24 protein-coding genes and 1 pseudogene are annotated in these 24,530 nt (G+C 71.7%); 16 read left to right on the top strand and 9 right to left on the bottom strand.

The window, feature by feature from the left end:
- Positions 1 to 831: 831 nt before the first annotated feature.
- The 3 genes from BFV98_RS06665 to BFV98_RS06655 all read right to left on the bottom strand — a co-directional run bounded on the left by BFV98_RS06665 (position 832) and on the right by BFV98_RS06655 (position 3,959).
- Positions 832 to 1,569 carry a serine/threonine protein kinase gene (locus tag BFV98_RS06665; protein ID WP_071095411.1) on the bottom strand — a complete coding sequence of 246 codons (738 nt, stop codon included), beginning with the start codon at positions 1,567 to 1,569 and terminating at the stop codon, positions 832 to 834.
- 55 nt (positions 1,570 to 1,624) lie between these two features.
- Positions 1,625 to 2,629 carry a nitroreductase gene (locus BFV98_RS06660; RefSeq protein ID WP_030269006.1) on the bottom strand — a complete coding sequence of 335 codons (1,005 nt, stop codon included), beginning with the start codon at positions 2,627 to 2,629 and terminating at the stop codon, positions 1,625 to 1,627.
- A 106-nt stretch (positions 2,630 to 2,735) separates the two neighbouring features.
- Positions 2,736 to 3,959 carry a CdaR family transcriptional regulator gene (locus BFV98_RS06655; protein WP_030269007.1) on the bottom strand — a complete coding sequence of 408 codons (1,224 nt, stop codon included), beginning with the start codon at positions 3,957 to 3,959 and terminating at the stop codon, positions 2,736 to 2,738.
- An 84-nt stretch (positions 3,960 to 4,043) separates the two neighbouring features.
- Between BFV98_RS06655 and BFV98_RS06650 the strand changes: the two genes are divergently transcribed.
- The 9 genes from BFV98_RS06650 to BFV98_RS06610 all read left to right on the top strand — a co-directional run bounded on the left by BFV98_RS06650 (position 4,044) and on the right by BFV98_RS06610 (position 15,391).
- Positions 4,044 to 5,135 carry a ferredoxin reductase gene (locus BFV98_RS06650; RefSeq protein WP_071095410.1) on the top strand — a complete coding sequence of 364 codons (1,092 nt, stop codon included), beginning with the start codon at positions 4,044 to 4,046 and terminating at the stop codon, positions 5,133 to 5,135.
- Between the two features lie 14 nt (positions 5,136 to 5,149).
- Complete coding sequence (locus BFV98_RS06645; RefSeq protein WP_013285873.1) at positions 5,150 to 6,289, top strand: acyl-CoA desaturase; 1,140 nt, start codon at positions 5,150 to 5,152, stop codon at positions 6,287 to 6,289.
- A gap of 169 nt (positions 6,290 to 6,458) precedes the next feature.
- Complete coding sequence (locus tag BFV98_RS06640) at positions 6,459 to 7,856, top strand: glycosyltransferase family 4 protein (protein WP_071095408.1); 1,398 nt, start codon at positions 6,459 to 6,461, stop codon at positions 7,854 to 7,856.
- Between the two features lie 457 nt (positions 7,857 to 8,313).
- A complete protein-coding gene (locus BFV98_RS06635; protein ID WP_071095407.1) occupies positions 8,314 to 9,507 on the top strand; it encodes an alanine--tRNA ligase-related protein in 1,194 nt (397 codons plus the stop codon).
- Positions 9,508 to 9,639: 132 nt separating this feature from the next.
- Positions 9,640 to 11,100 carry a 26S protease regulatory subunit gene (locus tag BFV98_RS06630; protein WP_071095405.1) on the top strand — a complete coding sequence of 487 codons (1,461 nt, stop codon included), beginning with the start codon at positions 9,640 to 9,642 and terminating at the stop codon, positions 11,098 to 11,100.
- Between the two features lie 16 nt (positions 11,101 to 11,116).
- The gene (locus BFV98_RS06625) at positions 11,117 to 12,937 is read left to right on the top strand and encodes an acyl-CoA dehydrogenase (RefSeq protein ID WP_071095403.1); all 1,821 of its coding nucleotides are present in this window, start codon (positions 11,117 to 11,119) and stop codon (positions 12,935 to 12,937) included.
- Positions 12,938 to 12,971: 34 nt separating this feature from the next.
- A complete protein-coding gene (locus BFV98_RS32445; RefSeq protein ID WP_218128560.1) occupies positions 12,972 to 13,391 on the top strand; it encodes a hypothetical protein in 420 nt (139 codons plus the stop codon).
- Between the two features lie 665 nt (positions 13,392 to 14,056).
- A complete protein-coding gene (locus BFV98_RS06615; RefSeq protein WP_071095402.1) occupies positions 14,057 to 14,569 on the top strand; it encodes a hypothetical protein in 513 nt (170 codons plus the stop codon).
- 102 nt (positions 14,570 to 14,671) lie between these two features.
- Complete coding sequence (locus BFV98_RS06610) at positions 14,672 to 15,391, top strand: hypothetical protein (RefSeq protein WP_071095400.1); 720 nt, start codon at positions 14,672 to 14,674, stop codon at positions 15,389 to 15,391.
- 128 nt (positions 15,392 to 15,519) lie between these two features.
- Here the strand turns inward: BFV98_RS06610 and BFV98_RS06605 are convergent, their stop codons facing one another.
- Both BFV98_RS06605 and BFV98_RS06600 read right to left on the bottom strand, forming a co-directional pair.
- Positions 15,520 to 16,104 carry an HD family hydrolase gene (locus BFV98_RS06605; RefSeq protein WP_071095398.1) on the bottom strand — a complete coding sequence of 195 codons (585 nt, stop codon included), beginning with the start codon at positions 16,102 to 16,104 and terminating at the stop codon, positions 15,520 to 15,522.
- 54 nt (positions 16,105 to 16,158) lie between these two features.
- Positions 16,159 to 16,821, bottom strand: coding sequence for a GntR family transcriptional regulator (locus BFV98_RS06600; protein ID WP_255368331.1), 663 nt, complete (start codon positions 16,819 to 16,821; stop codon positions 16,159 to 16,161).
- A gap of 257 nt (positions 16,822 to 17,078) precedes the next feature.
- Here BFV98_RS06600 and BFV98_RS06595 point away from each other — a divergent pair, with 257 nt between their 5' ends.
- From BFV98_RS06595 to BFV98_RS32200, 4 genes and pseudogenes are all read left to right on the top strand, one after another.
- Positions 17,079 to 18,269 carry a helix-turn-helix domain-containing protein gene (locus BFV98_RS06595; protein ID WP_071095396.1) on the top strand — a complete coding sequence of 397 codons (1,191 nt, stop codon included), beginning with the start codon at positions 17,079 to 17,081 and terminating at the stop codon, positions 18,267 to 18,269.
- Positions 18,270 to 18,586: 317 nt separating this feature from the next.
- A pseudogene (locus BFV98_RS33040) lies at positions 18,587 to 18,943 on the top strand (hypothetical protein); the annotation flags it as partial.
- Positions 18,940 to 19,158: a hypothetical protein gene (locus BFV98_RS06590; RefSeq protein ID WP_071095394.1), complete on the top strand. Its 219-nt coding sequence runs from the start codon at positions 18,940 to 18,942 to the stop codon at positions 19,156 to 19,158. The pseudogene BFV98_RS33040 and the gene BFV98_RS06590, both read left to right, overlap by 4 nt.
- Positions 19,155 to 19,328 (top strand): hypothetical protein, encoded by a 174-nt coding sequence (locus BFV98_RS32200; protein ID WP_013477110.1) that lies wholly within the window; start codon positions 19,155 to 19,157, stop codon positions 19,326 to 19,328. Before BFV98_RS06590 ends, BFV98_RS32200 begins: the two co-directional genes overlap by 4 nt.
- A 30-nt stretch (positions 19,329 to 19,358) precedes the next feature.
- Here BFV98_RS32200 and BFV98_RS06580 read toward each other — a convergent pair whose 3' ends face one another.
- On the bottom strand, positions 19,359 to 19,943 hold the full coding sequence (locus BFV98_RS06580; protein ID WP_071095391.1) for a GIY-YIG nuclease family protein: 585 nt from the start codon (positions 19,941 to 19,943) through the stop codon (positions 19,359 to 19,361).
- A 164-nt stretch (positions 19,944 to 20,107) separates the two neighbouring features.
- Here BFV98_RS06580 and BFV98_RS31385 point away from each other — a divergent pair, with 164 nt between their 5' ends.
- Entirely contained in the window at positions 20,108 to 20,455 is a 348-nt protein-coding gene (locus BFV98_RS31385) for a helix-turn-helix domain-containing protein (RefSeq protein WP_218128559.1), read from the top strand.
- Between the two features lie 160 nt (positions 20,456 to 20,615).
- Positions 20,616 to 21,548: an AEC family transporter gene (locus BFV98_RS06575; RefSeq protein WP_071095389.1), complete on the top strand. Its 933-nt coding sequence runs from the start codon at positions 20,616 to 20,618 to the stop codon at positions 21,546 to 21,548.
- 6 nt (positions 21,549 to 21,554) lie between these two features.
- On the opposite strand, the gene BFV98_RS06570 is transcribed toward BFV98_RS06575, so the two are convergent.
- Both BFV98_RS06570 and BFV98_RS06565 read right to left on the bottom strand, forming a co-directional pair.
- Positions 21,555 to 22,208, bottom strand: a complete 654-nt coding sequence (locus BFV98_RS06570; protein ID WP_013285888.1) for a Type 1 glutamine amidotransferase-like domain-containing protein — start codon at positions 22,206 to 22,208, stop codon at positions 21,555 to 21,557.
- Between the two features lie 133 nt (positions 22,209 to 22,341).
- A complete protein-coding gene (locus BFV98_RS06565; RefSeq protein ID WP_071095387.1) occupies positions 22,342 to 22,704 on the bottom strand; it encodes a nuclear transport factor 2 family protein in 363 nt (120 codons plus the stop codon).
- A gap of 137 nt (positions 22,705 to 22,841) precedes the next feature.
- Here BFV98_RS06565 and BFV98_RS06560 point away from each other — a divergent pair, with 137 nt between their 5' ends.
- Positions 22,842 to 23,423 carry a dihydrofolate reductase family protein gene (locus BFV98_RS06560; RefSeq protein ID WP_047891283.1) on the top strand — a complete coding sequence of 194 codons (582 nt, stop codon included), beginning with the start codon at positions 22,842 to 22,844 and terminating at the stop codon, positions 23,421 to 23,423.
- A gap of 110 nt (positions 23,424 to 23,533) precedes the next feature.
- Here the strand turns inward: BFV98_RS06560 and BFV98_RS06555 are convergent, their stop codons facing one another.
- The gene (locus BFV98_RS06555) at positions 23,534 to 24,514 is read right to left on the bottom strand and encodes a hypothetical protein (protein ID WP_071095385.1); all 981 of its coding nucleotides are present in this window, start codon (positions 24,512 to 24,514) and stop codon (positions 23,534 to 23,536) included.
- Positions 24,515 to 24,530: the final 16 nt, after the last annotated feature.

Below are 24,530 nucleotides of genomic sequence, written 5' to 3'. Positions count from 1 at the left end.
ACTCCTCGGGCGAGCGGCGACAATTCCTATTAGCTCGGTAGGATTGGCCGGGCGTGCGCCGGGCATGGTCGCCCGGCGGAATCGCAGTCCCGGCGCGATCCCGTCGAGGGGTAAGAAATGCCACCAGATCCGACATTCATGGTACGTCGATCCAGCGAGAGTAATGATTGTCGTCGATCCTGCACTCGTCAACAGATAGACGTGAATATGTTCGGCGCCGGGCCGTGCCGACAGTGGACTATGCGGAATTGTCGCTGCCGTCCCGCTGATCCGTCGGCGTGGCCCGGCGCCTCCGACCGCCGGACCCGGCGCCCGTCCCGTGGCCTCGATCCACTGCCCCAGGGGTCGCCCGGCACGTCGGGCGGCCCCTGGTCGCGCCGGGCCCGATGGCAGCCGGCCTGATCACACCGGGCCTGATCGCACCGGGCCTGGTCGTGCGGCGCCTGATTGCACCGCGCCCGATCGTGCGGGATCAGGCCGCGCCGAGGTCCGGCCGCCGTCGGGACTTGCCGTCACCGACAGTAGCCTCCGCAGCTCCCCGGCAGAACTCACCCCGCGCCCTTTGCTCTGCAGCCATCGGCGCATCGGTGACTCACGGCCACTGCCGCGTATGTGGCTGCAGAGCAAAGGGCGCGAAGGGGTGTGCGTCCAGCTCTCGGCTCGCCGCGCATCGTCGCTGTTCAGGAGCATGCTGCGGACAATCCGACCCATTCGGCCCCGGCGACTGCCGTCACCCTCCGTGATTCACTGTCGAGTCGGGCCGCGGTAACGGAAAGTTACGCGCAGGGGTGAGCGCGCGTCGTCGAGACCCGGCCTGACAAGGCCCGTCGATCAGGCGGCTCGCCAGTCGCGGACCAACGCGGACACAGTGGCGTACCGCTCCGCCGGATCGGACCGGGCGGCCCGGTCGGCGACCGCGCGTTCGGCGGCCGTGCCCCGCCAGCCGGACGGACCGTCGAGCAGGTGGTGCAGCGTACGACCGAGCGCATGGACCGTGGTGCGCTCGTCGATCGTCGCGCCCCGGGTCAGCTCCTCCGGCGACAGGTAGCGATGGGAGCCGGGCAGCCGGTCGGAGTCGAGCACGAACGGTCCCGGCCGGTACTCGTCCAGGTCGATCAGCCGCATCCGGCGGGCGTCGAAGTCGTAGAGGAAGCAACCGTCGTACAGGTCGATCGCCACGTACCCGGCCGCGTTCACGGCCAGGTGGGCGTCGAGGATGATGTCCAGCGCCGCGCGTACCTCAGCGACCGGCAGCCGCTGGAAGCGGTCCAGCCCGCTCCGGTCGCTGCGACCGCCGATGGTGGCGTGGTTGAGCACGACGCCGTCGCACCACGGGTACACCAGCGTCGGGCCGTCGGTGCCGTCGCGGACCAGCTCGGGCCGGACCACTGCCGGGTGCCGGACCGCGGCGTGCAGGCCCAACGCGCGGGTCAGCGACTCTCGCGCCGCGGGTGCCCCGGCCCGCTTCACGAACCAGCGCCGGCCCGCCGACTCCACGCCGTAGGAGACGCATCCGGAGTCCTGGTCGCCGAAGACCACGAACGCGGCGGCCGGGTCGAAATCCCACACGCGTCGAGGCTACGACGACCGCCGCGCCGGCGGTGGCCCTCCGGACCGCGCCGGGTCACCGCGGCGGGTCCACCACCTCGATCACGTCGGTGGGCGCGCGGCGCGGCGCCGGCGGCAGCTCCGCGTCCGGGCCCCAGCCGACGCGCACCACCAGGTACGGGTCGCCGATGCCGGCCAGCAGGTCGCGCATCATCCGGCGGGGCCAGGCCAGCTCCACGGCGTCGCTGAGCGGCGCGCTGGCCAGTCCCTCGGCGGTGGCGGTGAGCAGCAGCGCCGACAGCGCCTCGCCGCCGCGCAGCCAGGCGGCCGGCTCGTCGGACTCGCCGAACAGGATCAGGTACGCCGCGCCCCGGTCGAAGTCCGCGCCCGCGCTGAGCCCGGCCGCCCCGCCGGGGGCGTAGTCGCGCAGCGGCACCCGGCGCGGGGACGGCCGCACGGCGGTGGCGGCGGGCACCCCGTCGCCGCTGCCCTCCGGGCGGTGGGTCCAGCGGTGCAGCTCCTCCCGGTACGCGGGGTCGGCCAGCTCCGCGTCGGCGGCGCGACCGGTGGAGACGGCGAGCATCGGCATCTGGTCCGGCCGGACCACGTGCAGGTGCGCGCCCTCGGCCTCCACGGCGTCGCCGAGCCGGGCCAGCACCGCCTCCGGCACCGGCCGGTCCCCGTACGCCCGCCGGTCGGTGCGGCGGCGCGGAATGGCGTCGACCAGGCGGCCCGCCGGGACGTCCAGGTCGGCCGGGCCGGTGGTACGCACCCGGGCCAGCAGCGACGGGTCGCCCGGGTCGGGCAGCCGCTCCACGGTGACCGCCCAGCCGACCGCCGTCAGCGACACGCGCGCGTGGTGCAGGGCGGCGCCGCAGCTCAGCATGAGCAGCCGGCCGTCCGGGTCGGTGTGGGCGAGCTGCCGGTCCGCGTCGGCGCGCAACTCCAGCGCGTCGCCGGTGACCTGCCAGCGCCAGGGCTGGGTGTTGAACACCGACGGGGCGTGCAGGGACTGCCGGGCGGCCGCCTCCAGCACCCGTACCCTCGGGTCCTGCTCGATGCGGGTCGATGAGCTGTTCATGGCGGCCCTCCTGGTTGCTCGTCCCCTTCCGACCCTGCCCGCCACCGTCGCGGGCGGACAGGGCCGGAGGTCCCGGCCGCACCGGGCCGTGCGCCCCGGCGCGGCGTCAGGCCTCCTCCGGCTCCGGAGGTACGGCCAGAGCGATGGTCAGGTCGAGCACAGTGGCCGGGTCGTGCAGCCGGTCGCCGAACAGCTCCCGCAGCTTGCCCATCCGGTAGCGGACGGTCTGCGGGTGCACGAACAGGTCGGCCGCCACGTCGTCGCGGCGTCCCTGGTGCAGCAGCCACGACCGCAGCGTCTCGGCCAGCCGGTGCGCGGTGGCCGGGGGCAGCGCGGCCAGCGGCGCGAGCGCCTGCGCGCGCAGGTCGGCCAGGGCTTCCGGATCCATGCTGAGCAGCAGCGTCGCCAGGTGACGCTCGGTGTCGACCGGCCCGGCGTCCGCCTCGCCGAGGCCGAGCGCGAGCGCCCGGGTGGCCCGCTGGTACGACGCGGCGACCCGGTGCCAGGGCCGGGCCGGGCCGAGCACCGCCCGGTGCCCGTGCAGCAGCCGGGTGAGCTGGCGGCGCCGGCCGCCGTGCATGTCCGGCACCAGCAGTACGGCCAGCTCCTCGACCGGGTTCATGCCGGGCAGGTCCTCGCCGCTCTCCAGCGTGTACGGGCTGAGCAGCGCCAGCACCGCGCGCAGGTGTCGGCGCGGCAGCAGCACCACTGTGAGGGTCTGCGGCGGCGGCCAGTCGGCGCGCTCCGCGCTGCGCCGCAACGACTCCTCCGGCTCGCCCGCCAGCAGTTGCTGGGTGAGCCGTTCCAGGCTGCGGCGGCGCATCCGGCCGGCACTGGCCAGTTCGTCGGCGTGCCCGGCCACGCTCGCCGCGGACAGCTCGTCGATGTAGGCGAACATCAGCTCGGCGAACTCGGCCACCGTCTCGGCGGCCAGCCCGCTGCGTACCGTCGTGGTCGACACCTCGCGCCAGGCCACCCGGGCACCCACCCGGTACGCGGCCAGCAGCGCGTCCATGCTGCGCCCCGAGCGGGCCTCGCCGCTGCCCAGCGCGTACGCCGCCTCCAGCGCCGGGGCCAGGGGAGTGCTCGGGTCGAACGCCTGGGTACCCTCGATGAGCTGGAGGAACGTGCCGAGGGCGATGCGTACCGCGTTTTCGATCTTCGCCCGCATGGCACCGGTGAGCGCGCCGGAGTAGTCAGGCACCTCAGCGGTGATCGCGGAGACCGTCCGCTCGGCGACCATCGGCAGCCGGGCGCGCAGCGTCTCCGCCACCCCGGCGTCGAGGTTGAGGTGCGCGGCGCGCTGCCCCGTGCCGGCCTCCGACGTCATGTTTGTTCCCTCCGAACAAAAACCTGCGACCGTTTCACCTTTGCCGGTCAAGATGTTATGCGATCGGGCGGTCACGCTGGTCATATGACCACAACTGCCTCCCGCCGCCCTCAGAAGGTCACCTTCCGGGACAGGCTGCTGCGGCTGGCCGGAACGGTCACCACGCCGGTGCTGCCGGACGACTATCTCGACCTGATCGCGCCGCTGCGCGCGGGCGCCCCGCTGCGCGGCAAGATCGTCGCGGTACGCCCGGAGACCCGGGACGCGGCCACGCTGGTGATCCAACCCGGCCGCGCCTGGCAGGGCCACACGCCCGGGCAGTACATCCGCCTCGGCGTGGACGTCGACGGGGTGCGTCAGTGGCGCGCGTACTCGCTCACCTCGCCGCCGGACGCCACGGACGGCCGGATCTCCGTCACCGTGAAGGCCATCCCGGACGGCAAGGTCAGCAACCATCTCGTACGCCGGCTGCGGCCCGGCACGATCGTGCACCTCGACCAGGCCCAGGGTGAGTTCGTGCTGCCCGCCGCGACGCCCGAGCGCGTCCTGTTCCTCACCGCGGGCAGCGGCATCACCCCGGTCATGGGGATGCTGCGCTCCGGGCTGGCCGACCGGGCCGACGTCGTGCTCGTGCACTCGGCGCCGACCCGCGACGACGTCATCTTCGGTACGGAGCTGCGCGCCCTGGCCGACCGCGGCGCGCTACGGCTGATCGAGCGGCACACCGACACCGACGGCCTGCTCGACGTCGCCGAACTGGCCGGCCTGGTGCCCGACCACCTCGACCGGGAGGCGTGGGCGTGCGGGCCGATCGGCATGCTCGACGCGGTCGAGGGGTACTGGTCCTCGAACGGTCTCGTCGAGCGGTTGCACACCGAGCGGTTCCGCCCGACGGTGATCACGCCGGGCGAGGGAGGCACCGTGACCTTCACCGGGGCGGGCGTGACAGTCGAGTCCGACGGCGCCACCACACTGCTCGACGCGGGGGAGAACGCCGGAGTGCTGATGCCTTCCGGGTGCCGGATGGGCATCTGCTTCGGCTGCGTCGTACCGCTGCGCCAGGGAGCTGTCCGCGACCTGCGCAACGGCGACGTCACCACTGCCGTACCGGGGGACGGCGTGCTGGTCCAGACGTGCGTGTCGGCCGCCGCCGGTACCTGCGACATCGATATCTGACAGGAGCCACCCACGTGACCGTGATCCAGAAGAAGGCCGTCAACCCGATCGCCCACCTGAGCGCCGAGGACATCGAGATCATCGGCAAGGAACTGGACGCGATCCGGGACCGGGTCCTCGCCGACCGGGGGGAGCGGGACGCCCGCTACATCCGCAAGGTGGTCAAGACCCAGCGGACACTGGAGATGAGCAGCCGTGCGGTGCTGCTGTTCTCGCTGTTCCCGCCGGCCTGGATCGTCGGCACGGCCGGGCTCACGGTCGCCAAGATCCTGGAGAACATGGAGATCGGGCACAACGTCCTGCACGGCCAGTGGGACTGGATGCGTGACCCGAAGATCCACTCCACCACCTGGGAGTGGGACCACGTCTCCCCGGCCGACCAGTGGAAGCAGTCGCACAACGAGCTGCACCACAGGTACACCAACGTGGTCGGCAAGGACAACGACCTCGGGTACGGCATCATGCGCGTGGACGAGGACCAGCCCTGGCACCCGATGCACCTCGGGCAGCCGCTGTGGAACCTGCTCAACGCCGCGTTCTTCGAGTACGGCATCGCCGCGTACGACATGGAGCTGGGCGACCACCTCAAGCAGCGCAAGCTCAAGGACCCCAAGTTCCGGGCCAAGGCCAGGGCCGTCGGGCGCAAGATCCGCCGCCAGGTGCTCAAGGACTACGTGGTGCACCCGCTGCTGTCCGGGCCGTCGTTCCTGTCCACGCTCGCCGCCACGTTCACCGCGAACCTGCTGCGCAACGTGTGGAGCCACTCAGTGATCATGTGCGGGCACTTCCCCAACGGCGTGGAGACGTTCGAGAAGACCTCCATCGACGGCGAAACCCGCGGCGAGTGGTACCTGCGGCAGATGCTGGGCTCGGCCAACATCAGCGGCAGCCGGCTGCTGCACATCATGACCGGCAACCTGTCGTACCAGATCGAGCACCACCTCTTCCCCGACCTGCCCAGCAACCGCTACCAGGAGATCGCCCCGCAGGTGCGGGCGCTGTTCGACAGGTACGGCCTGCACTACACCACCGGCCCGCTGCCCAAGCAGGTCGCCTCCGCGTGGTGGAAGGTCATCCGCCTGTCGCTGCCCAACCGCAAGGACAGCCGGCAGCCGGTCGCCCCGGCCGCGCTGGCCTCCTCCGGTACGGCCTGACCCGCCCGTCCGGTGCACGGCCGGTGAACTTCCACCGGCCGGCACCTGACCGTCGGCTGCACAGTCGGCGTCACCGCAGCTCAGAGCCGGTTTCGCGGCCGTCGTGACGGTCCCGCGTCCCCGTACACTCGCGCCCGTCCGGGCGTACGGGTGAAGGGGTGGAACGCCGATGGGGCGCGACGACACGACGCGGCTCGGCCGGCGCGTGGTCATGCTCGTCGACAACGCGGTCGAGGGTGACTCGCGGGTGCAGAAGGCGGCCCGCTCGGCCGCCGACGCGGGCTGGGACGTCACGCTGATCGGCTGCGCCCACGCCGACGCCGAACGCCGCTGGCGGCTCGGCGACGCCGAGGTGCGCGTCCTGCCGCTCGCCGCCGCGCGCGCCACTCCACCGGCCGCCGTCTCCGGCCCGCGCGGCGTGTCCGGGTTGCGGACGCGGCTGGTGGCCCGGGGCGGGTTGCCGTTGCGCGCGGCCCGGCTGGCACGCCGACCGGTGGAGCACGCCCAGGTCCGCTACTGGCGAGCCCGGCTGCGCGACGGGGCCTGGCGGCGGCTGGAGCCGGGGCTCTGGGACTACGAACGGGTCGCCGGACCGGTCGTCGACGAGCTGCGGCCCGACCTGATCCACGCGCACGACTTCCGGATGCTCGGCGTGGCCGCCCGCGCCGTGGACCGCGCCCGCGCCGCCGGACGGGACATCAAGCTGGTCTGGGACGCGCACGAGTGGCTGCCCGGCGCCCGGCCCCGCCGCGACAACGCCCGCTGGCTGCCCGCGCATCTCGGTTACGTCCGCGAGTACGTCGGCGCCGCCGACGCGGTGGTCACCGTCTCCGACACGCTCGCCGACCTGCTGGTACGCGACCACGCCCTGCCCGAGCGCCCCACAGTGATCCTGAACGCCCCGGTCACTGCCGCCTCCGAGCCGCCCGCCCCCGAGCCGGCCGCCTTCGAGCCCGCCGACCTGGCCGCTCCCGACCTGCGGAAGCGGTGCGGTCTGCCCCCGGACACGCCGCTGCTCGTCTACAGCGGGGCGATGGCCGCCCAGCGCGGCGTGGACACGGTTGTCGAGGCGTTGCCGCTGCTGCCCGGCGTACACCTGGCCCTTGTCGTCGCCGACCCGGACGCCGCCTACGTCCGCCAGGTCGTCGCCCGCGCGGCCCGGCATCAGGTGGGCGACCGGGTGCACGTGCTGCCGTACGTGCCGCACCGGCAGCTCGTCGCGTTCCTCGCCACCGCCGACATCGGGCTGATCCCGCTGCATCACTGGCCGAATCACGAGATCGCGCTGATCACGAAGTTCTTCGAGTACGCGCACGCGCGGCTGCCGATTGTGGTCAGCGACGTACGGACCATGGCCGAGACGGTCCGCGCCACCGGGCAGGGCGAGGTGTTCCGCGCCCGCGACGCCGCCGACCTGGCCCGCGCGGTACGGGCGGTCCTCGCGGATCCGGCCCGGTACCGCGCCGCCTACGAGGGGCCGGACTCGCCGCTGCCCGGGTGGACGTGGGAGGCGCAGGCCGAACGCCTGACCGCCCTCTACCGCCGCCTGCTCACCCCCACCCGCTGACGCCCGCCGCCTGCCCGAGTGGAACGCCATGGGTGTCTCCGGCCCGTTTTGACACCCATGGCGTTCCACCCACGTCTCCAGGGGCCATGGTCAACTCCAGATCGGCGAAGTGGCGGCATCCGAGGGCCGGTGACCCCGCCTTCTCGGGGGAGTTGCGTTGATCTTGCGCTGGCGCGGGGCGCGGGGCGCGGGGCGCGGGGCACGGGGCGCACGGGGCACGCGGGCGCGCGGAAAAGGGTTGGGCGGGACGGTGCGGGGCGGGCTACCGTCGGAGTATGCAGAGCAGGCGTACCTTTACCGCCGCGGCCGCGCGAGCTTCCCGCTCGCCGGTTGCCGCCGCCTGACCTGCCCCACACCCACGCCGGCGACCGGAAACGGTCCGCCGGCGTCGTCGTGTCGACGCCGTCAAACGCGCGCGGCGGGCCGTCCGGTCACCCGTACCCGGAAGGCACCCGCCATGACACCCGACGAGATCACCCGGACGTTCCTCGACCACTACCAGCGGCACGACCATCGGCGTGCGCCGGAGAGTTCGCTCGTTCCGCCGCCCGGCGACCCGGTGCTGTTCACCACGTCCGGCATGCACCCGCTCACACCGTACCTGCTGGGGCGCCCGCACCCGGGCGGGCGGCGACTGGCGAACGTGCAGCGGTGCCTGCGCACCACGGACCTGGACGAGGTGGGCGACAGCACCCACCTGACCGTGTTCCAGATGCTCGGCTCGTGGTCGCTCGGCGACTACGACATCGCGACCAGCCTGCGCTGGGGCTTCGAGCTGCTCACCGACGGGTTCGGCATCCCGGCGGGGAAACTGCACGCGACGGTGTTCGGCGGCGACGACCGGCTCGGGCCGGACGACACCGCGCGGGAGACATGGACCGGGCTCGGCGTCCCGGTGGAGGCGCTCGGCGAGGACAACTGGTGGTCCAACGGCCCGACCGGCCCCTGCGGACCGGACTCGGAGATCTTCGTGTGGACCGGCGACGGCCCGCCCACCGGCACACCGAGCACCGACACGCGCTGGGTGGAGGTGTGGAACCACGTGCAGATGCGCTACCACAGGCACCCCGACGGGCGGCTCACGCCGCTGCCGCACTCCAGCATCGACACCGGCATGGGCCTGGAACGGCTGGAGATGGTGCTGCGCGGCGACCGGTCCGTGTTCACCGGCGACGGGCTGCGGCCGTGGGTGGACGTCGTCCGCGACCGGTGGGACCTGCGCGGTGAGGACCTGCGCGTGGTCTCCGACCACCTGCGGTCCGCGGTGGTCGTGCTCGGTGACGGGGTACGCCCCGGCAACACCGGCCGCGGGTACGTGCTGCGGCGGCTCCTGCGCCGCGCGCTGACAGTGCTGTGGCGCGACGACCCGGCGCGCACCCTGGACGACCTGCCACCCCGGGTGTACGCGGACACGCTGCGCCGCTTCCGCCAGGTGCCCGATCCGAGCACGCGGCCGGTCGACGCCGGCTCGCTGCACGCGACGCTGGTGGACGAGGAACGCCGCTTCCGTGGACTGCTGCGACGCGGACGGCCGCTCGTCGACCGGGTACGGGAGCGCGGGCCGCTGACCGAACGCGACTACCACTGGCTGCACGACACCCACGGGCTGCCCCGCGACCTGGTCGACGGCCTGCTCGCCGAGGCGAGCTGAGCGACGGCCGGGCGGGCGGCGGCCAGGTCAGCGGCGGCGGCGCAGCGGTGGCCGCCCGGCCGGGCCGGTGCCAGACTCGGAGGCGGACGCCACGCGAGGGAAGCGGACGCCGCCGCGAGGAGAGGGCTGCCGATGACCGAGGTACGGCCGGACGAGGAGACGGTGCCGCTGCTCGGCGCCGAGGTGCGCATCACCGACGCGGCCGGGCTGCTCGCCGCCGCCGTCGACGGGCCGGTGGACCTGCTGTCCGGCGGCGACTTCCCCGCCCCGGTGCGGGAGGTCCGCTGCACCGTGCGCGCCGACACCGCCGCCGAGCCGCCGGTGCACCGCTTCGAGGCGTACCTCCGGGTGGAGGCCGCACCGGCGGGCCTGATCGCCCTCGGGCTGGCCGGGCCGGTCGGCCTGCTGCTCGCCGAGCGGCTGGCCGCGCGCGGCGGCGACGGCCCGGCCGCCGCGGTGGGCCGGATCGCCGCGGAGGCCGGGCGGCGGATCTGGCCTCGCCCGGTTGCCACGCTCGTCGCGCCGCCGCGCGACCCGGCCGGGCGGGAGGTGCTGCGCGCCGCCGAGGAGGCAGGGCTGAGGCCCCGCGTCGACCAGGACAACGGCACGGTACGCATCCGCGCCGAAGTGCCCAGCGCCGACGTGGATCCGGCGCACCTGCGGGCGATGCTGGGCCTGCTGCTCCAGGCCGTACGTGAGTTGTCCGGCGACAGCGAGGAGCCGGCGGTGCTGCGCGGACGGACGTACCTCGTGGGGCGGCGACCGGTCACGGTGGCCGGGCCGCCCAGCGCGGCGGTGACCCTCGACCAGGTCGGCGGCCTGCCCGACGTGGTCGCGCGGTTCCGCGAGGTGGCGGTGTCGTTCCGGCACCCGCAGGCGATGGCCCGCTGGGGCGCACGCCGGCCGCAGGGCATCCTGATGTACGGCCCGCCGGGCACCGGCAAGACGATGCTGGCCCGGGCGCTGGCGAACGAGGTCGGCGCGGACTTCGTGGAGATCCGTACCCCGGAGATCCTGGACAAGTACCTCGGCGGCTCGGAACGCAACATCAAGCGCATCTTCCGGGAGGCACGCCGCTACCGGCGGCCCACCGTGATGCTGTTCGACGAGTTCGACTCGATCATCAGCTACGCCGGTGCCGGCGGTGACGCGGCCAGCCAGGCCGTCAACGCGGTCGCGGGCATCTTCAAGCAGGAGATGAACACGCTGTTCGAGGAGAACCCGGACGTCATCGTGGTGGCCACGACCAACTTCCCGCAGCGCGTCGACGCGTCGCTGATCCGCTCCGGCCGCTTCGACCTGAAGATCGCCATCCCGGTGCCGGACGAGGCCGGGCGCGCGGAGATCCTCACCAAGATGGTCCGCGAGCTGATCGACCGGCACGAGCGGCCGGGCTTCAAGATGTTCGCCGACGACGTCGACCCGGCCGCGCTCGCCGCCGACACGGCCGGGCTGACCGGCGCGGACCTGCGGGAGGCGCTGCGCCGGGTGCAACTCGCCAAGGCGCTCCGGGAGGCGGCGGAGGGTGCGCCACCGGCTCCGATCGGTCAGGATGACCTGCGGGAGGCCGTCGCCGGGTTGCGCCGCGGCTGACCGGAAGGAGTCCACGTTGTCCTCGTCCGATCTGCTGCTGTCCCGCCGTGACCTCGCGTTCCTGCTGCACGACTGGCTGGACGTGGCGCGGCTGACCGAGCGGCCCCGCTACGCCGAGCACACCCGCGAGACCGTCGACGAGGTGCTGGACCTCGCCGCCCGGGTCGCCGCCGAACGGTTCGCCCCGCACAACCGGGCCGCCGACACCGGCGAACCCACGTTCGACGGGCAGCGCGTGCGGACCATCCCGCAGGTCAAGGCCGCCCTGGAGGCGTTCGCCGAGACCGGGCTGCTCGCCGCCACCATGGACGAGTCGGTCGGCGGCCTGCAACTGCCGCACACCGTGGCCGCCGCCGCCTTCGCCTGGTTCCAGGCCGCCAACGTGGGCACGTCGGCGTACCCGATGCTCACCCTCGGCAACGCCAACCTGCTGCTGGCCCACGGCAGCGCCGAGCAGATCGACACCTGGGTACGCCCGATGGTCGAGGGCCGGTTCTTCGGCACCATGTGCCTGTCCGAGCCGCAGGCCGGCAGTTCCCTGACCGACCTGACCACGCGGGCCGAGCCGCAGGACGACGGCACGTACCGGATCGTCGGCACCAAGATGTGGATCTCCGGCGGCGACCACGAACTGGCCGAGAACATCGTGCACCTGGTCCTCGCGCGTATCCCGGGCGCGCCGCCTGGCGTGAAGGGCCTGTCGCTGTTCATCGTGCCGAAGGTGCTGCTCGACGACGGCGGCAACCTCGGGCCGCGCAACGACGTGGTGCTGGTCGGGCTCAACCACAAGCTCGGCTACCGGGGCACCACCAACACGCTGCTGAACTTCGGCGAGGGCGTGCACCGGCCGTACGGGCGGGCCGGGGCGGTCGGCTACCTGGTGGGGCAGCCGCACCAAGGGCTCGCGGTGATGTTCCACATGATGAACGAGGCGCGCATCGGCATCGGGGCCGGCGCCACAGCGCTCGGCTACACCGCGTACCTGAAGTCCGTCGCGTACGCCCGGCAACGCCCGCAGGGCCGCCCGGTCGCCGACAAGGACCCCACCACACCGCAGGTGCCGATCGTGGCCCACAGCGACGTACGCCGGATGCTGCTGGCGCAGAAGAGCTACGTGGAGGGCGCGCTCGCGCTCGTGCTCTACTGCGGACGGCTGCTCGACGAGCAGAAGACCGCACCCGCCGAGGCCGACCGCGAACGGGCGCAGCTGTTGCTGGACCTGCTCACCCCGATCACCAAGAGCTGGCCGGCGCAGTGGTGCCTGGCCGCCAACGACCTGGCCATCCAGGTGCACGGCGGGTACGGCTACACCCGCGACTACGACGTCGAGCAGCACTGGCGGGACAACCGGCTCAACGCCATCCACGAGGGCACCCACGGCATCCAGGCGCTGGACCTGCTCGGACGCAAGGTCACCATGCGCGACGGGGCAGCGCTGGAACTGCTGCTGGAGACGATCCGCGGCACCGTGACCCGGGCGTGGAAGGCGGAGGGGTTCGCCTCCGAGCTGGCCGGTCAGCTCGGCGCGGCGGTGGACCGGATCGCCGTGGTGACGCGGCGGTTGTGGGCCCCTGGTGATCCGGAGCTGGCGCTGGCGAACGCCTCGGTGTACCTGGAGGCGGTCGGGCACGTGGTGATCGCGTGGATGTGGCTGGAGCAGGTGCTGGCGGTGGAGGCGCTGGGGTCGCCGGATGGGGCCGAGGGGGAGTTCCTGGCGGGGAAGAGGCAGGCGGCGCGGTACTTCTACCGGTGGGAGTTGCCGAAGGTGGGGGCGCAGTTCGACCTGCTGGAAGGGCTGGACCGGACGACGCTGGACATGCGGGAAAGCTGGTTCTGAGGGTTGTCAGCCGAAGTCTGGGCCGTTCTGACCGATGAACAGCGACTGCGCTGGACGTTCACGCCGTTCGCGCAGGCTTGAGCGGAGTGCGGGCGCGGCGCCGACCGGACCTGCGATCACCACCTACTACGACGAGTCGAACGGCTTGGCCGGCGTCGCCGTCAACGCCCTTCGCGGGCCGCAGGTGACACTGGACGGATTGCGGCTGGTGGGACAGCGGCCCTCACGGCTGGAGCGCGATCTCACCGAGCACCTCGCGGCGCACAGCCTCGAATTGAGGTACTCGCAGGGCGCCGATCCGTGTTCGCCGCAGCTCGGGTTGGTGCTGCGGGTACAACGGGCCGGCGATGTGGTGCTGAGCCGCCCGGTGATGGTGGCGAAAGCATGGGCCGAGGGCTGCTGGGACGTCAGCGAGGGCCACATCCCGACTCGGGAATGGACGACGTTCGCGTAGTGACCGGCCCTCGGCCACGCTACCCGATAAGCGACGCCGACGCAGGTCAGCGGGTGTGGAGGAACAGCTATAGGCAACTGCGCATTTCACCTTTTCGGACGTCCTCAAGCGAGGAGCCGAGTCGTTGCAGACATAGACAAGGTGTAAAGTCTCAACTCCACGGTGCACCGTTGGTGCGCTCCTTGAAAGCGTGTCAGGTGTGGGCCGACTTGGACGTACAGACCTCGGCAACCGTAGCGGCGCTCGTATGTCCGGTCATCGGTGCGGCCCTGGCTGCGTGGGCGGCCATTCGGGAGAGCAGAAGACGGTGGCCGTCTCCGACCCGTCGAATGAGCGTCGCGAAGTCGTGTACAACCTCCCGCCACGTAACCCCTCTTTCGTGGGACGCGACATTCAACTCGCCGCTTTCGAGAACGGCCTCGAGGAACGGACGTCGACTGTCGTCCAGGTGCTCCATGGAATCGGCGGCGTCGGAAAAACCACGCTGAGCACCGAATACGCCGGAAGCGGGTCGAGGTGCTCGGGAAGGAGCATCCGGAGACGGTGAAGACGATGCGTCTCGCGGAACAGATCGTGTCGGCCGCGGAGGTGGACACCCGGTCCCGACTGCCTGGCTGACCGTTACCGGACGGGGCCAGCCGGCCTGCCCGTCTACGATGTCACGCATGGCTTCGTGGTCCCGCCTCGGCCGCGTCGGCATCCTCGTCATCCCCGTCGCGACTGCCGTCGTAGCGTGCGGCACTGACCACCGCCCCGTCATCCCGGAACCGGGGGCGGCGGCCAGAGAGGTCACTGTCGTCCGAGGAGAGCGGACCTACCCGGTGACCGCAGAGGTGACCGCCTGGAAGACCACTGTTCACCCACAGGCACCCGAGCGGGGTCCTGCGGTGCACTTCCACTACCGCTTCACCAGCGGGAACCGGTGGGCCGCCATGGAACGCGTCGAGCTTCAGGCCTGCGCGGTCGACGGTCGCAGAGTCGTCATCCTGTGTACGTTGATCGTCAAGGACTCACTCGTGGACGGCTGGTTCGGGCCCAGCACGGAGCCGGACCTTGCCCGTACAACTGATGTCCTGCTCCTGCCGTATCAGATGTACGCGGGGCCTCACGCCGGCGATCCCAAGGACCACGACGGTTATGTCCCGCCGAGGATTCTCAGCCCGGGCAGCCAGCTCTGACAGGCCGATCCGCTCGTCATGTCCGGATGATCGAACCTGCCGGGGCGGTGCGACAAACGGCACCGGTCCACCAGGCGGCTACCGCGCTGCCATGATGGCGAGGTGATCATCCCTGGATACCTGGATGGCTACGAACCGCCGATCCTGCGGTCGCCGCTGGTCGACGGATCCGACCTGATGTCGTACGCGATGTTCTGGCCCGCTTTCCTCGCCACCGTCGGCGGAGCCGCGTCGGCACCGGACGCCTTCGGTGTCGATCCAGCCGACCTGGAGCAGATCGTCGACCTATTCCTCGACGCGGACCGATGGCCGGTGTTCTCGCTACCGCTCGCCGAGGGCTGTCGCCTGCACGTCGTCATGCGCAACTACGAGGACGACGGTGGTGTCGACTACGTGCTCGATCCCGGCACCGGCGACGTGTCGATTCCCCTCGCCGCGATGGAGGGACATTTCCGAGGACCGGCGTTCGCATGGCAGGAAGTGGTCGCCGCAGCGCAGCAGCCGGATCCGGATCACACAAGCGCCGAGCGGTTGCTCCTGCTCGTTCCGGCCTGTGCCGACAGCAGCCGCCCGAACACAGCCATCGACCTGATAGCGGAAGCCCTGACCACTCTCGGCGCCCGGTCCGGTGTGCGTCAGCTCAGTGAAGAGCTGCTCACCAGCCTCAGGTACTGGGGGCCGTGCCGATGGGCCGACGTGGACGACGTCCTCGTCGGCCTGGGATCGGCTACGTACCGCCGTCACGGAGGTGATCTGTCGCCGGAACAACTCCGCCTCATCGCCGCCGCGCTCCAGCCTGGTGATACCGGCATCAAGCGGTAGTCAGGGGAACCTGCTCGTCACCGACAGAGCCTCGTTCGTCGGCTTCGTGCCGGACGCGATCAGTCGGACGTCAGGTTCCACTGTGCGGGCAGGGCGTTGCCCCACAGGGCCGTAGTGTCCACTGACGTCTACGTCACGGGCGGGCTGGCGGGGGGATTCAACCATGCCATTGGAGCGCGGGCGAGGGCGGCGTCGGCGAGGCGGTGAGCGGAGGCTGTCTTGAGCGCCGCCCGCGAACTGTCGATCCAGCGCTGAACGTCCGCGACTCCCTGGTGCCGGTACTCAACCGCTTGGACGAGGCACTCCAACTTGTCCGCGTCGCGGGCCACGATGGCTTCCAGAGTTGCGCCGGCCTCGTACTCTGCGACGGCAGCATTGATCACGTCGGCAACGGCGGGCGGGCAGGCGGCGACCTGGTCGGCGGTGACGGCGGTGTTAGGCGCAGCGGTGAGGTAGCGCTTGGCGATGTGCGGGATGTCGGTGATCCGGGTCTCCTGGGTGTCGTGTAGGACGCACATCATCGAGACGCGACCCGGGTCGGCGCCCTCCATGGCCGCGAGCATCATGCCGATGAGCGCCGTGCGGAACGAGTGTTCGGCGATCGATTCGGGGTGCTTCACACCGGCGAACCACCAACCGGTCCGCGCGGCGCGCTTGAGTACGCCCGCCTCGAAGATGAAGCTCATGGCTCCCGCGTGAGGATCGGTCCTCATCGGAAGCGACTCCTCATCAGGCCTTGTCGACATCGCATCCCCCTCGTCAACTCGTCAGTCGATGGGGAGACGGTAGACGAGTTCGTATCGACCGCCGGGCAGCACGATGTCGGCCGTCTCCACCGGCGTACCACCCGCCGTGTAGGTCCGCTCGATGGCGTGTACGAACGTGCGGGCCGGCAGGTTGAGCGCCTCGACCTCCTCGGCGTTCGCCGATCGAAGGCTGACGCGCTCCACGACCTCGTCGACCCGTACGCCGATGGTGTCCATGCGGGCCACGACGCCCTTCACGGAGCTGTCCTCGGGCCACTCAACCGGGGTTCCCTCGGTGACGGCGAGCGGCTCGTACGACACGGAAAGCTGTGTCGGTTCGCCGTCGGCGAGGAAGCGATACGACGTCCGCATCACTGGCGCTCCCGGCTCGACGCCGAGCCGGGCGGCGATCCGCTCATCGGCCTTCTCGTGTCGGCTGTCGTGCTCCCACGTGCCCTGCTGCCCAGCGTCGGCCGCGTCGCGGGCGAACGGGGAAGTCGGGCCGTCGCCGGAGCGGACGTCGCGGCCTCGGGCATGACGGAGCAGCCGGGTGGTGTCTCGGACGTATACGCCGGATCCGGCGCGACCCTCCACGATGCCCTCGCCCTTGAGGACGGCGATGGCCCACTTGGCGACGGTCCGGCTCACGTCGTACTGGCGCATCAGGCCGGACTCGGACGGCAGGCTCCAGCGGGAAGTTCTCCGGACAGGATCGCGGCGCGTAGATCGGCGGCGATTGCCAGGTAGGCAGGCGGCGTTGGCATGTCGGTCGCACCTCCGGTCGGCCCAACCAGTCGACCACAGAGCGCGGGGGAGCAGCAGGTAGGAATCGCCTCGACGTCAATGCGAGAGCACCGATCCACGTACACTGGCGCACGGGTGTGCCGGCTTCACCGGCCGGTGCCGGAGTCCCAGCCCTCGTCCTGGGAGGCAGGCGAGACATGGCCAGCAAGGCCGACACGATCGGTGCCCGGATTCGCTACTGGCGGATGCGCCGTGGCGGGATGAGCCAGGCCGTTCTCGCCGGGCTCGCCGGGGTCAGCCAGTCCTACATCTCCCAGGTCGAGTCCGGCCGTAAGACGATCGACAGGCGCTCCACCCTGGTCGCCGTCGCCGCCGCGTTGCAGATCACGGTCGCGGACCTGCTCGGGCAGGGCACCGAGACGGGCGACCCGGCGCGTGAGCGCGCGGCCGAGTGCGTACCGGCGATCTGGTCCGCACTCATCGAGATCGAGGACGGCGAGCGGCGGCCGTCGACGCGTACCCGGGAAGCGCTGGCGGCGGGCATCGCCCGCAGTGAGCAGCTCCGCCACCGCTCGAACTTCCCGGCCATGGCCCAGATGCTGCCCGGCCTGCTGCTGGAGGCCGCCGCAGCGGGCGGACCTGCGCTCGCGCAGGTGGCGTACCAGGCGTCGGCCTGCCTGCGGCACCTCGGGTACCGCCACCTGGCGTTGAACGCGGCGCGGGTGGCGGTGACGGCGGCCGAGGACGTGGAGGAGGCGGCGTGGCTGGGCGCGACCCGTTTCGCGTACGCGCAGAGTCTGCCGATCGAGTCCGCCCCGCTCGCCGCGCGGGCGGCTGACCGCTCCCTTGCAGAGCTGCAGTCCGCCGCGTCCGACGAGCGGGTCCGGCAGATGCTCGGTCAGTTGCACCTGTCGGCGGCTCTGGCCTCGACAGTCAGCGGGCGCCCGGACGCCGCGCGTGACCATCTGACCGAGGCCGCCCGGGAAGCGGCGACCCTCGGTGACCCGGCGGACGGCATGGGATTCAACGGCTGCGGATTCGGGCCGACGAACGTGACGCTGTGGGAGATGTCCATCGCGGCCGAGTCCGGCGAGCCCGGCCGGGTGATCGAGCTGTCCCGCACGGTACGGCCGCAGGTGCTGGCGGCGTCGATCCGGCAGATGTCGTACTGGCTCGACCTCGGGCGGGCGCTGGCCGATTCCGGTCGCCGGGACAACGAGGCGATCGCGGCGTTCGTGCGTGCGGAACAGGCCGCGCCGGTGCCGTTCTCCCTCAACCCGCTCGCCCAGGACGCGGTGGTCGCGATGGCGCAGCGGGCCAAGCGGCGGGCGGTGCCGAACGAGCTGCGTCTGCTGGCCGGGCGCCTTGGCATCAGCCTGGCGGCATAACCAGCGGTAATTTCTCCATCACCATGTGGCCCTAGTGTCCGTTTTCGGGTGAGGAAACGCCTCATCCGGCCGGGCGCGACACCGCACTCCCTTGTGCAGTGATCCGTCGCGCCGGAGCGGACGGAGGTGGTGATGGGCGGTCGGAACGGTTGGCGCCGCACGGGCCAGGACACGCAGAAGGCCGAATGGGAAGCGGCCAAGCGGCGGATCCTCGCACTGGCCGAATCCGATCATGCGCAGACAGCGCCCGTCGAGTCGGCAGCGGCACAAGCTTCGCGCCGGGACGCCGACGTCGTCGCACCCACCAGGTCACGCAGGAGGCGCCTGCCCTACGAGGGCTACCTCCTCGCTGTCGCGTCGACGCTCGTACGCCGGCATCGCCCGGCCTGGTCGTGGCGGAAGTGGCGGTGGGTGTGCCGCTGTGGTGCGGACCTGCCGTGCCGGAACCGTCACCGCGTACCGATCAATCGCGGTCACTGGCCGTCGCAGGAGGACCAGTGAGCACTGCGGAACAGGCGATCCTGGCGGTGCACGTACGGGGTCTGGACGGGATGTGCGTGGGTTGCCGGCTGTGGTGGGCGCGGCTGACTCCGTACCCCTGCTGGCAGGTCGCGTGGGCGACCAGCCGGCAGGCGCGCGCGAGCGTTGCCCGCTTCCTGGGGGTGCGCGGGTGAGCACCCACGGGCCGGTGCTGCCGGTCTGGACGTGCGGTGGGTGCGGTGCGCCGTGGCCGTGCGCGACGCGGCGGCGGGAGCTTCTTGCGGAGTACGAGGGTGCGCCGGTGTCGCTGGCGGTGTACCTGGGGGCGCAGTTGGTGCGGGCGACGGCGGACCTGAGCTGGGCGCCGGCCGGGACGTTGCACAGGCGGTTCCTGGGGTGGCAGCGGTGAGCGTGTTGCGGGCCGGCGACGAGAAGTTCCACTACAGCGACGGGTCGCACCGGTGGACGGCGCCGGATCCGGAGTACGACCAGGAGGTGTGGGAGGAGCAGGTCCGCCAGCACAAGCTGGGTCACCTGCGCAACGAGCGCCCGAAGGTACGCATCCGGCGGATCGGGTGATCCCGGCGGCGTGCCGGGCTGCGGCGTTCGCTAGGGCTGGGCCGGGCTGCTGCTGGTGTTGTACGAGTTCTTGGCGGCGACCACTGCGGCCTGGATGTGCTCGGGGTCGACGCCGTGGACGTTGAGCGGCGGGTGCAGACGCCTGACGAGTTCGGCCTCGATGATCGTCGGCTCTGGGTCCTCCGCCCAGGTCAGGCGCAGGTGCTCGTGCATCCACGCGGTCAGCCGCGTCTCGTCCTCGGGCACCAGGACGACGCGGTCGGTCCAGGTGGTGCGGTAGCCCTCGGAGACGAGGAGGCCGGCCAGCGTGCGGCGCAGGGTCGAGCTGCCCGAACGCCGCAGATGGTTGCGCAGGATCCGGCCCCGCAGGCTGGTCGCCCGTCCGAGATAGAGCATCCGTCGCGACGGGTCGCTGTCGTTCGGCGGTCCGGGGAGGTCGGGGAGGACCGAGGGGGCAGCCCACCAGGCGTAGACGCCGCTGCCGCGGGCCAGCCGCTTGACGGCGACATCGAGTGCGACCGGTGCACCGGAGAGCAACCGCAGGGCTTCGTCGAGCCGGTCTTCGTCGGTCGGGACGTCGGCGGATCGCCGTTCGGGGATGGTCACCGGGACCATCCTAGGCGCTGGGCGGGCCGCGATCAGGTGGCAGGGCGACCGGACGCTCCCCGCCGCAAGGCTCCGGGATGCCGACAGGGGGCAGGCGGCGCGCCGGCGGCACGGGGCGAGCCAGGACGCGCAGCGTCGACGAACCGCAGTGTCCATGTCGGTAGTCTGGCCGGGTGAACCATGACGCCGCGTCGATCCTGCGTGGCCTCGTGGCGAACCGTCGTCTCACCCCACGAGCGATCAGCCGTGCCTCTGGCCGAGCTGAATCGACGATCCGGCAGCTTCTCAGTGGTGCCGTCCCGCCAGGAGCCGACGTCCTCCACGACATCGCTCCTGCCTTGCAGATGCCGGTGGCGGACCTCTTGGTGATCGCCGGATTGCCCGTCGTGGATGTTTCCGCCGCAAAGGAAGGGGCCTACGCGGCGAGCCAGGAGATCGGCAGGCTGGTAGCTGTTGCCAGCCGGCTCTCATCGGAGCAGGTGCGGGAGCTGATCACGCGTGCGGAGGGCCAGGTTGAGTGATATCTCGCGACCTGCTCGACAGGGGGAGCAGAGGTGACCGAGGCGCCCGCGCGCTCCGCGGCAGATCAGCGCACCTGATCTTGGCCGGCGTTTCTCGGCTCGTACGCTCCGGACGCCCGCCGGTCCCTGACCTGGCGCGACGCTCGCCGGTGACGCCCGTATGAGCCTGGTGTCGGCGTTCGTACCGATCTGGATCCTCACCGCGGTCGGCTACGCGGCCTGCCGTTGGGGCCTGCTGGGCGAGGCGGCGGCGTCGGTGCTCGGCCGGTTCGTGTTCCATCTTGCGATGCCGGCCGCCCTGTTCCTGGCCCTGTCCCGGATGCCGCTGTCCGGGTTCGCCGGCCGCTCGCTGCTCGCCTTCGCGGTGAGCACCGTCGCGGTGATCGGGTTCGGGTGGGCCGGCGCGAGCCGGCTGTTCGGTCGCGGGCCCGGCGAACGGCCGATCTGGGGCATGGCCGCCGGGTACGTGAACTCGGCGAACCTCGGCATCCCGATCGCGACGCAGGTTCTCGGCGACGTGTCGTTCCTGGCGGTGGTGGTGCTGCTGCAGGTGCTGGTGGTGGCGCCCGTGATCCTGGTCGCCCTGGACCGGCACAGCGACCCGGCCGGGCGGATCAGGGTGCGCCGCATCGCCTCCCTGCCCGTACGCAACCCGGTGATCCTGGCGTCGCTGCTCGGTGTCGCGTGCTCGGCTGCCGGCCTGCGCCTGCCGTCGGCGGCCGCCGCGCCGCTGGCGCTGCTGGCCGGTGCCGCGGTTCCGGCCGCCCTGGTCGCGCTCGGCGCGTCGCTGCACCGCACGGCGCCGTCGCGGGCAGAACCGGCCGAGCCGGCCGGGGCGGCCGAGCTGGCCGCGGTCAGCGCGCTGAAGCTGGTCGCGCAGCCGGTCATCGCGTACGCGGCCGGACTGGCCCTGCACCTGTCCGCGCCGCAGTCGCTCGCCGTGGTGGTGTGCGCGGGCCTGCCGACGGCGCAGAACACGTTCATCTTTGCCCAGGAGTACGGCGTCGGCGAGGCGGTGGCCAACCGGGCGGTGGTCGTGACCACGACGCTGTCGCTGGCCACACTGGCCGTGGCGGCGACGCTGCTCGGGTAGCCACCGCTACGAGGGGAACCGCCTCCAGTGCCCCTCGGAGACGACCTCGACGGTGCCGTCGGTCACCTTGATGGCCGTCTGGTCGTCGATCGCGTACGCCGGACCGGCGATCTCGGCCACCCACTTCTCGGCGGCGGCCATGGTGTTGTCCGGTTCGAGGCCCAGGTGCGGGAAGATCGAGAAGTCGACGAGCCCGAGTGTGCGGTCGTCGGGTGCGGACTGCCACTCGACGAATTCCGTACCGATCCGGGGGGTGAGCACCATGCTGCCGGCGCTCAGCCCGACCCAGACGGTGTCCCGCAGTGACGGCAGGAGGTCCGCCAGCCCGGACTGCCGCATCCAGTGGCACAGGTACGTCGCGTCGCCGCCGTGCGCGAGCAGGACGTCGGCCTCGCGGACCCAGGGGATCCAGTGCTCCTGGCCGATGCTGGGCAGCGCTGTCAGTTCGAGGACGCCCAGCGACTTCCAGCCGAGGCCGCTCATGGGCAGCGGCGTCTGACCGGTGATGAAGCGCCAGGCCGAGGCCGGTCCGCCCATCGGGTACGCCGCCGTGGGGATGCAGAGGGCACTGGATTCGGCGATCGGCTTGCCCAGCAGGTCGACCAGCGCATCACGGATGCTCGGGTTCTGGACGCCCGCGGATGTGAGAAGTAGCTTCACGCTTGCCTCCTGTACGTAGCGGTCATGACGCTCTCCCCGGGAGTCGGGAGATCGGGTGCACGGGTATGCAGACCGGGGGCCGCAACGAAACTCATCGCTGTCGCGACCCCTCATGCCCTCCGAGGACGTGGTGTCACTCGCGGGTCTCCATCTCTGTCACCAAGCCGTCGCCCAGGCGGTAGACGTGCGTGACGGTGTGGTCGGCGAGCTTCGCTCCGGCCCTGTCGTGGACCACCTGATGAACGGTGACGGCGATGCGGCCGTCGGCCTCCGTGCGGAACGCGGTCGGCGTGACGACGGGCTCGATCTGGTCCCACTGCCGGCGCCAGTAGGCACCCACCTGGTCCCGGCCGCGAACGACGCCTCCCTCCCAGCCGTTGGGCCACGAGACGTCCGGCGCCATGGCGGCCAGCAGAGTGGGGATGTCACGCCTGTTGAAGGCCGCGTAGAGGTTCGTGAGCAGGGCCTGGGGAGTAAGGCGTCCGGGCGGATCCATCCAGCCAGCATGGCCGGTGGACGAGACCTCATGAAGCCCACTTCGCGGTCAGCAGAACGCGCGAGCGTCCGGCTGGAATCGTGTTCGTAGACTCCCGGCCCGCTAACTTGGGGGCACCCAAGGCAGAGGAGAGCCCCGTGGGCACTGTCGTCATGTACAGCTCGGTGTCGGTGGACGGCTTCGTCGCGGACGAGAACGACCAGCCCGGACCGCTGTTCGACTGGTTGACCAGCGGTGACGTCCCGTTGGACGCCAGTGGTGCGTTGAGGGTGTCGCAGACCTCCCACGACTACATCCGGCCGTACTGGGACCAGATCGGGGTGACGGTCGTCGGCCGGCACGTCTTCGACCTGACCGACGGCTGGGACGGGAAGCCGCCGAGCGGGATCGACCACGTGGTCGTCGTGACGCACCGGCCGGCGCCCGAGGGCTGGGACGCCGAGGCGCCGTTCCACTTCGTCGACGGCGTCGAGGCAGCCGTGGCCAAGGCGCAGGAACTCGCCGGTGACCGCATCGTCGAGGTCGCCGCCGGCGACGTCGGAGGCCAGGTGCTCGCCGCGGGCCTGGTCGACGAGGTACGCATGGACGTCGTACCCGTGGTGCTCGGGTCCGGTAAACGCTACTTCGGGTCGGTCGACGCGCAGCACCTGCTGGAGGATCCCGACGTGGTGATTCAGGGCAACCGGGTGCTTCACCTGCGCTATCGGGTGCGCCGTTGACCGCTCTGATCCGCGGCTGCTGACACCGGCGTCCACCCACCACGCGCTGCTGGCCGGCGGCAGCGGACGCGTGTCCGACGCCGAACGGGTACGTCGGCAGGGCGGTGCCGTCAGAGCAGTGCGAGTTGGCCCGGCATCGGCTCGTCGTCGAGGCGAGCGCCGAGCTGCCACAGCCGGAGCTGATCGTCCTCGTGATGACGGGTGAGCCATCGGCCTGGCCGGTACGAGGGGTGGACGGCGCCGGATCCGTGGTGGTGCGGGTAGCGCACCTGGGAGCGGCACCGGAGGCTGAGCGCCGACAGCAGTAGATGACCCTCGGCGTCGTTCGGCAGGTCTGCGGTGTTCAGAGCGGCGAGGATCAGCTCCTCGCTCAGGAACACCGCACGGTCCACGTGTCGGCAGCTCAGGAGGCTCGGCGGCGTGCCCGGCAGGTCTTCCAGGTGTCGTTCTGTGATGACGGCGTCGGAGGCGACGTCGCGGACGGACAGGAACCCGTCGAGCGTCTGTGTCACGTAGCGGCCGCCTGCCGGGCTGAAACCGGCGAGACCGCCACCAGCCAGCGGCCGGGACACGATGCGCTCGGCGTCGAGCCGGATGAGCATGGCGCGTGACCGGTAGGGATCGAGCAGCGTCAAGCCGGTCCAGACGCCCTCGGGTGAGTGCATGAACCAGGCGGCCTCGGGACCGGGCAGCGGCGTGCGATGGATCTCCGCGCCGCTCACACCGTGGACGGCGACAAGTTCCGCGGTGTCGCCCAGACGGATCCAGAGGACGTGGTCGCCGTCGAGGTGGAAGCCGGCGCCGGCGCTGCCGCCGAGCCGATCCCAGCTGCTGCGCCACCGAACCGTGCCGTCGTGGTCGAGCACGACGATCTGATGCGCGTCGCCCGCCGCGACGAGTCGACGGGTGGCACTGACCGTCATCGGCGGGTCGTCGAGAGGCGCCGCCAGTCGCGTCACGCGACGCAGGTCGTGGTCGAGCAGGTTCACGGTGACGCTGTCCCGCTCAGTGACCGCCCAGCTGAGGCCGGTTGCCTCCGTGACATGCCGCATGCCGGGCAGCCGCACCTGGTTGATCAAGCGGGGTTGCATCGCGGCAGCATAGAGC

Source organism: Micromonospora sp. WMMB235, from assembly GCF_001855515.1.
In the GTDB taxonomy this organism is placed as follows: Bacteria; Actinomycetota; Actinomycetes; order Mycobacteriales; family Micromonosporaceae; genus Micromonospora; species Micromonospora aurantiaca.
Note: the sequence above shows the minus strand (reverse complement) of the source record. Positions and strands in the feature narration are given on the sequence as shown.

Coding starts and splice junctions, on each gene's coding strand:
- BFV98_RS06565 (WP_071095387.1), bottom strand. CDS start 22,704: ATGGATCCGCCCGGACGCCTTACTCCCCAGGCCCTGCTCACGAACCTC.
- BFV98_RS06635 (WP_071095407.1), top strand. CDS start 8,314: ATGACACCCGACGAGATCACCCGGACGTTCCTCGACCACTACCAGCGG.
- BFV98_RS06655 (WP_030269007.1), bottom strand. CDS start 3,959: ATGACGTCGGAGGCCGGCACGGGGCAGCGCGCCGCGCACCTCAACCTC.
- BFV98_RS06575 (WP_071095389.1), top strand. CDS start 20,616: ATGAGCCTGGTGTCGGCGTTCGTACCGATCTGGATCCTCACCGCGGTC.
- BFV98_RS06615 (WP_071095402.1), top strand. CDS start 14,057: ATGGCTTCGTGGTCCCGCCTCGGCCGCGTCGGCATCCTCGTCATCCCC.
- BFV98_RS06630 (WP_071095405.1), top strand. CDS start 9,640: ATGACCGAGGTACGGCCGGACGAGGAGACGGTGCCGCTGCTCGGCGCC.
- BFV98_RS32445 (WP_218128560.1), top strand. CDS start 12,972: ATGAACAGCGACTGCGCTGGACGTTCACGCCGTTCGCGCAGGCTTGAG.
- BFV98_RS06595 (WP_071095396.1), top strand. CDS start 17,079: ATGGCCAGCAAGGCCGACACGATCGGTGCCCGGATTCGCTACTGGCGG.
- BFV98_RS06605 (WP_071095398.1), bottom strand. CDS start 16,104: ATGAGGACCGATCCTCACGCGGGAGCCATGAGCTTCATCTTCGAGGCG.
- BFV98_RS06650 (WP_071095410.1), top strand. CDS start 4,044: ATGACCACAACTGCCTCCCGCCGCCCTCAGAAGGTCACCTTCCGGGAC.
- BFV98_RS06555 (WP_071095385.1), bottom strand. CDS start 24,514: ATGCAACCCCGCTTGATCAACCAGGTGCGGCTGCCCGGCATGCGGCAT.
- BFV98_RS06580 (WP_071095391.1), bottom strand. CDS start 19,943: ATGGTCCCGGTGACCATCCCCGAACGGCGATCCGCCGACGTCCCGACC.
- BFV98_RS06640 (WP_071095408.1), top strand. CDS start 6,459: ATGGGGCGCGACGACACGACGCGGCTCGGCCGGCGCGTGGTCATGCTC.
- BFV98_RS06660 (WP_030269006.1), bottom strand. CDS start 2,629: ATGAACAGCTCATCGACCCGCATCGAGCAGGACCCGAGGGTACGGGTG.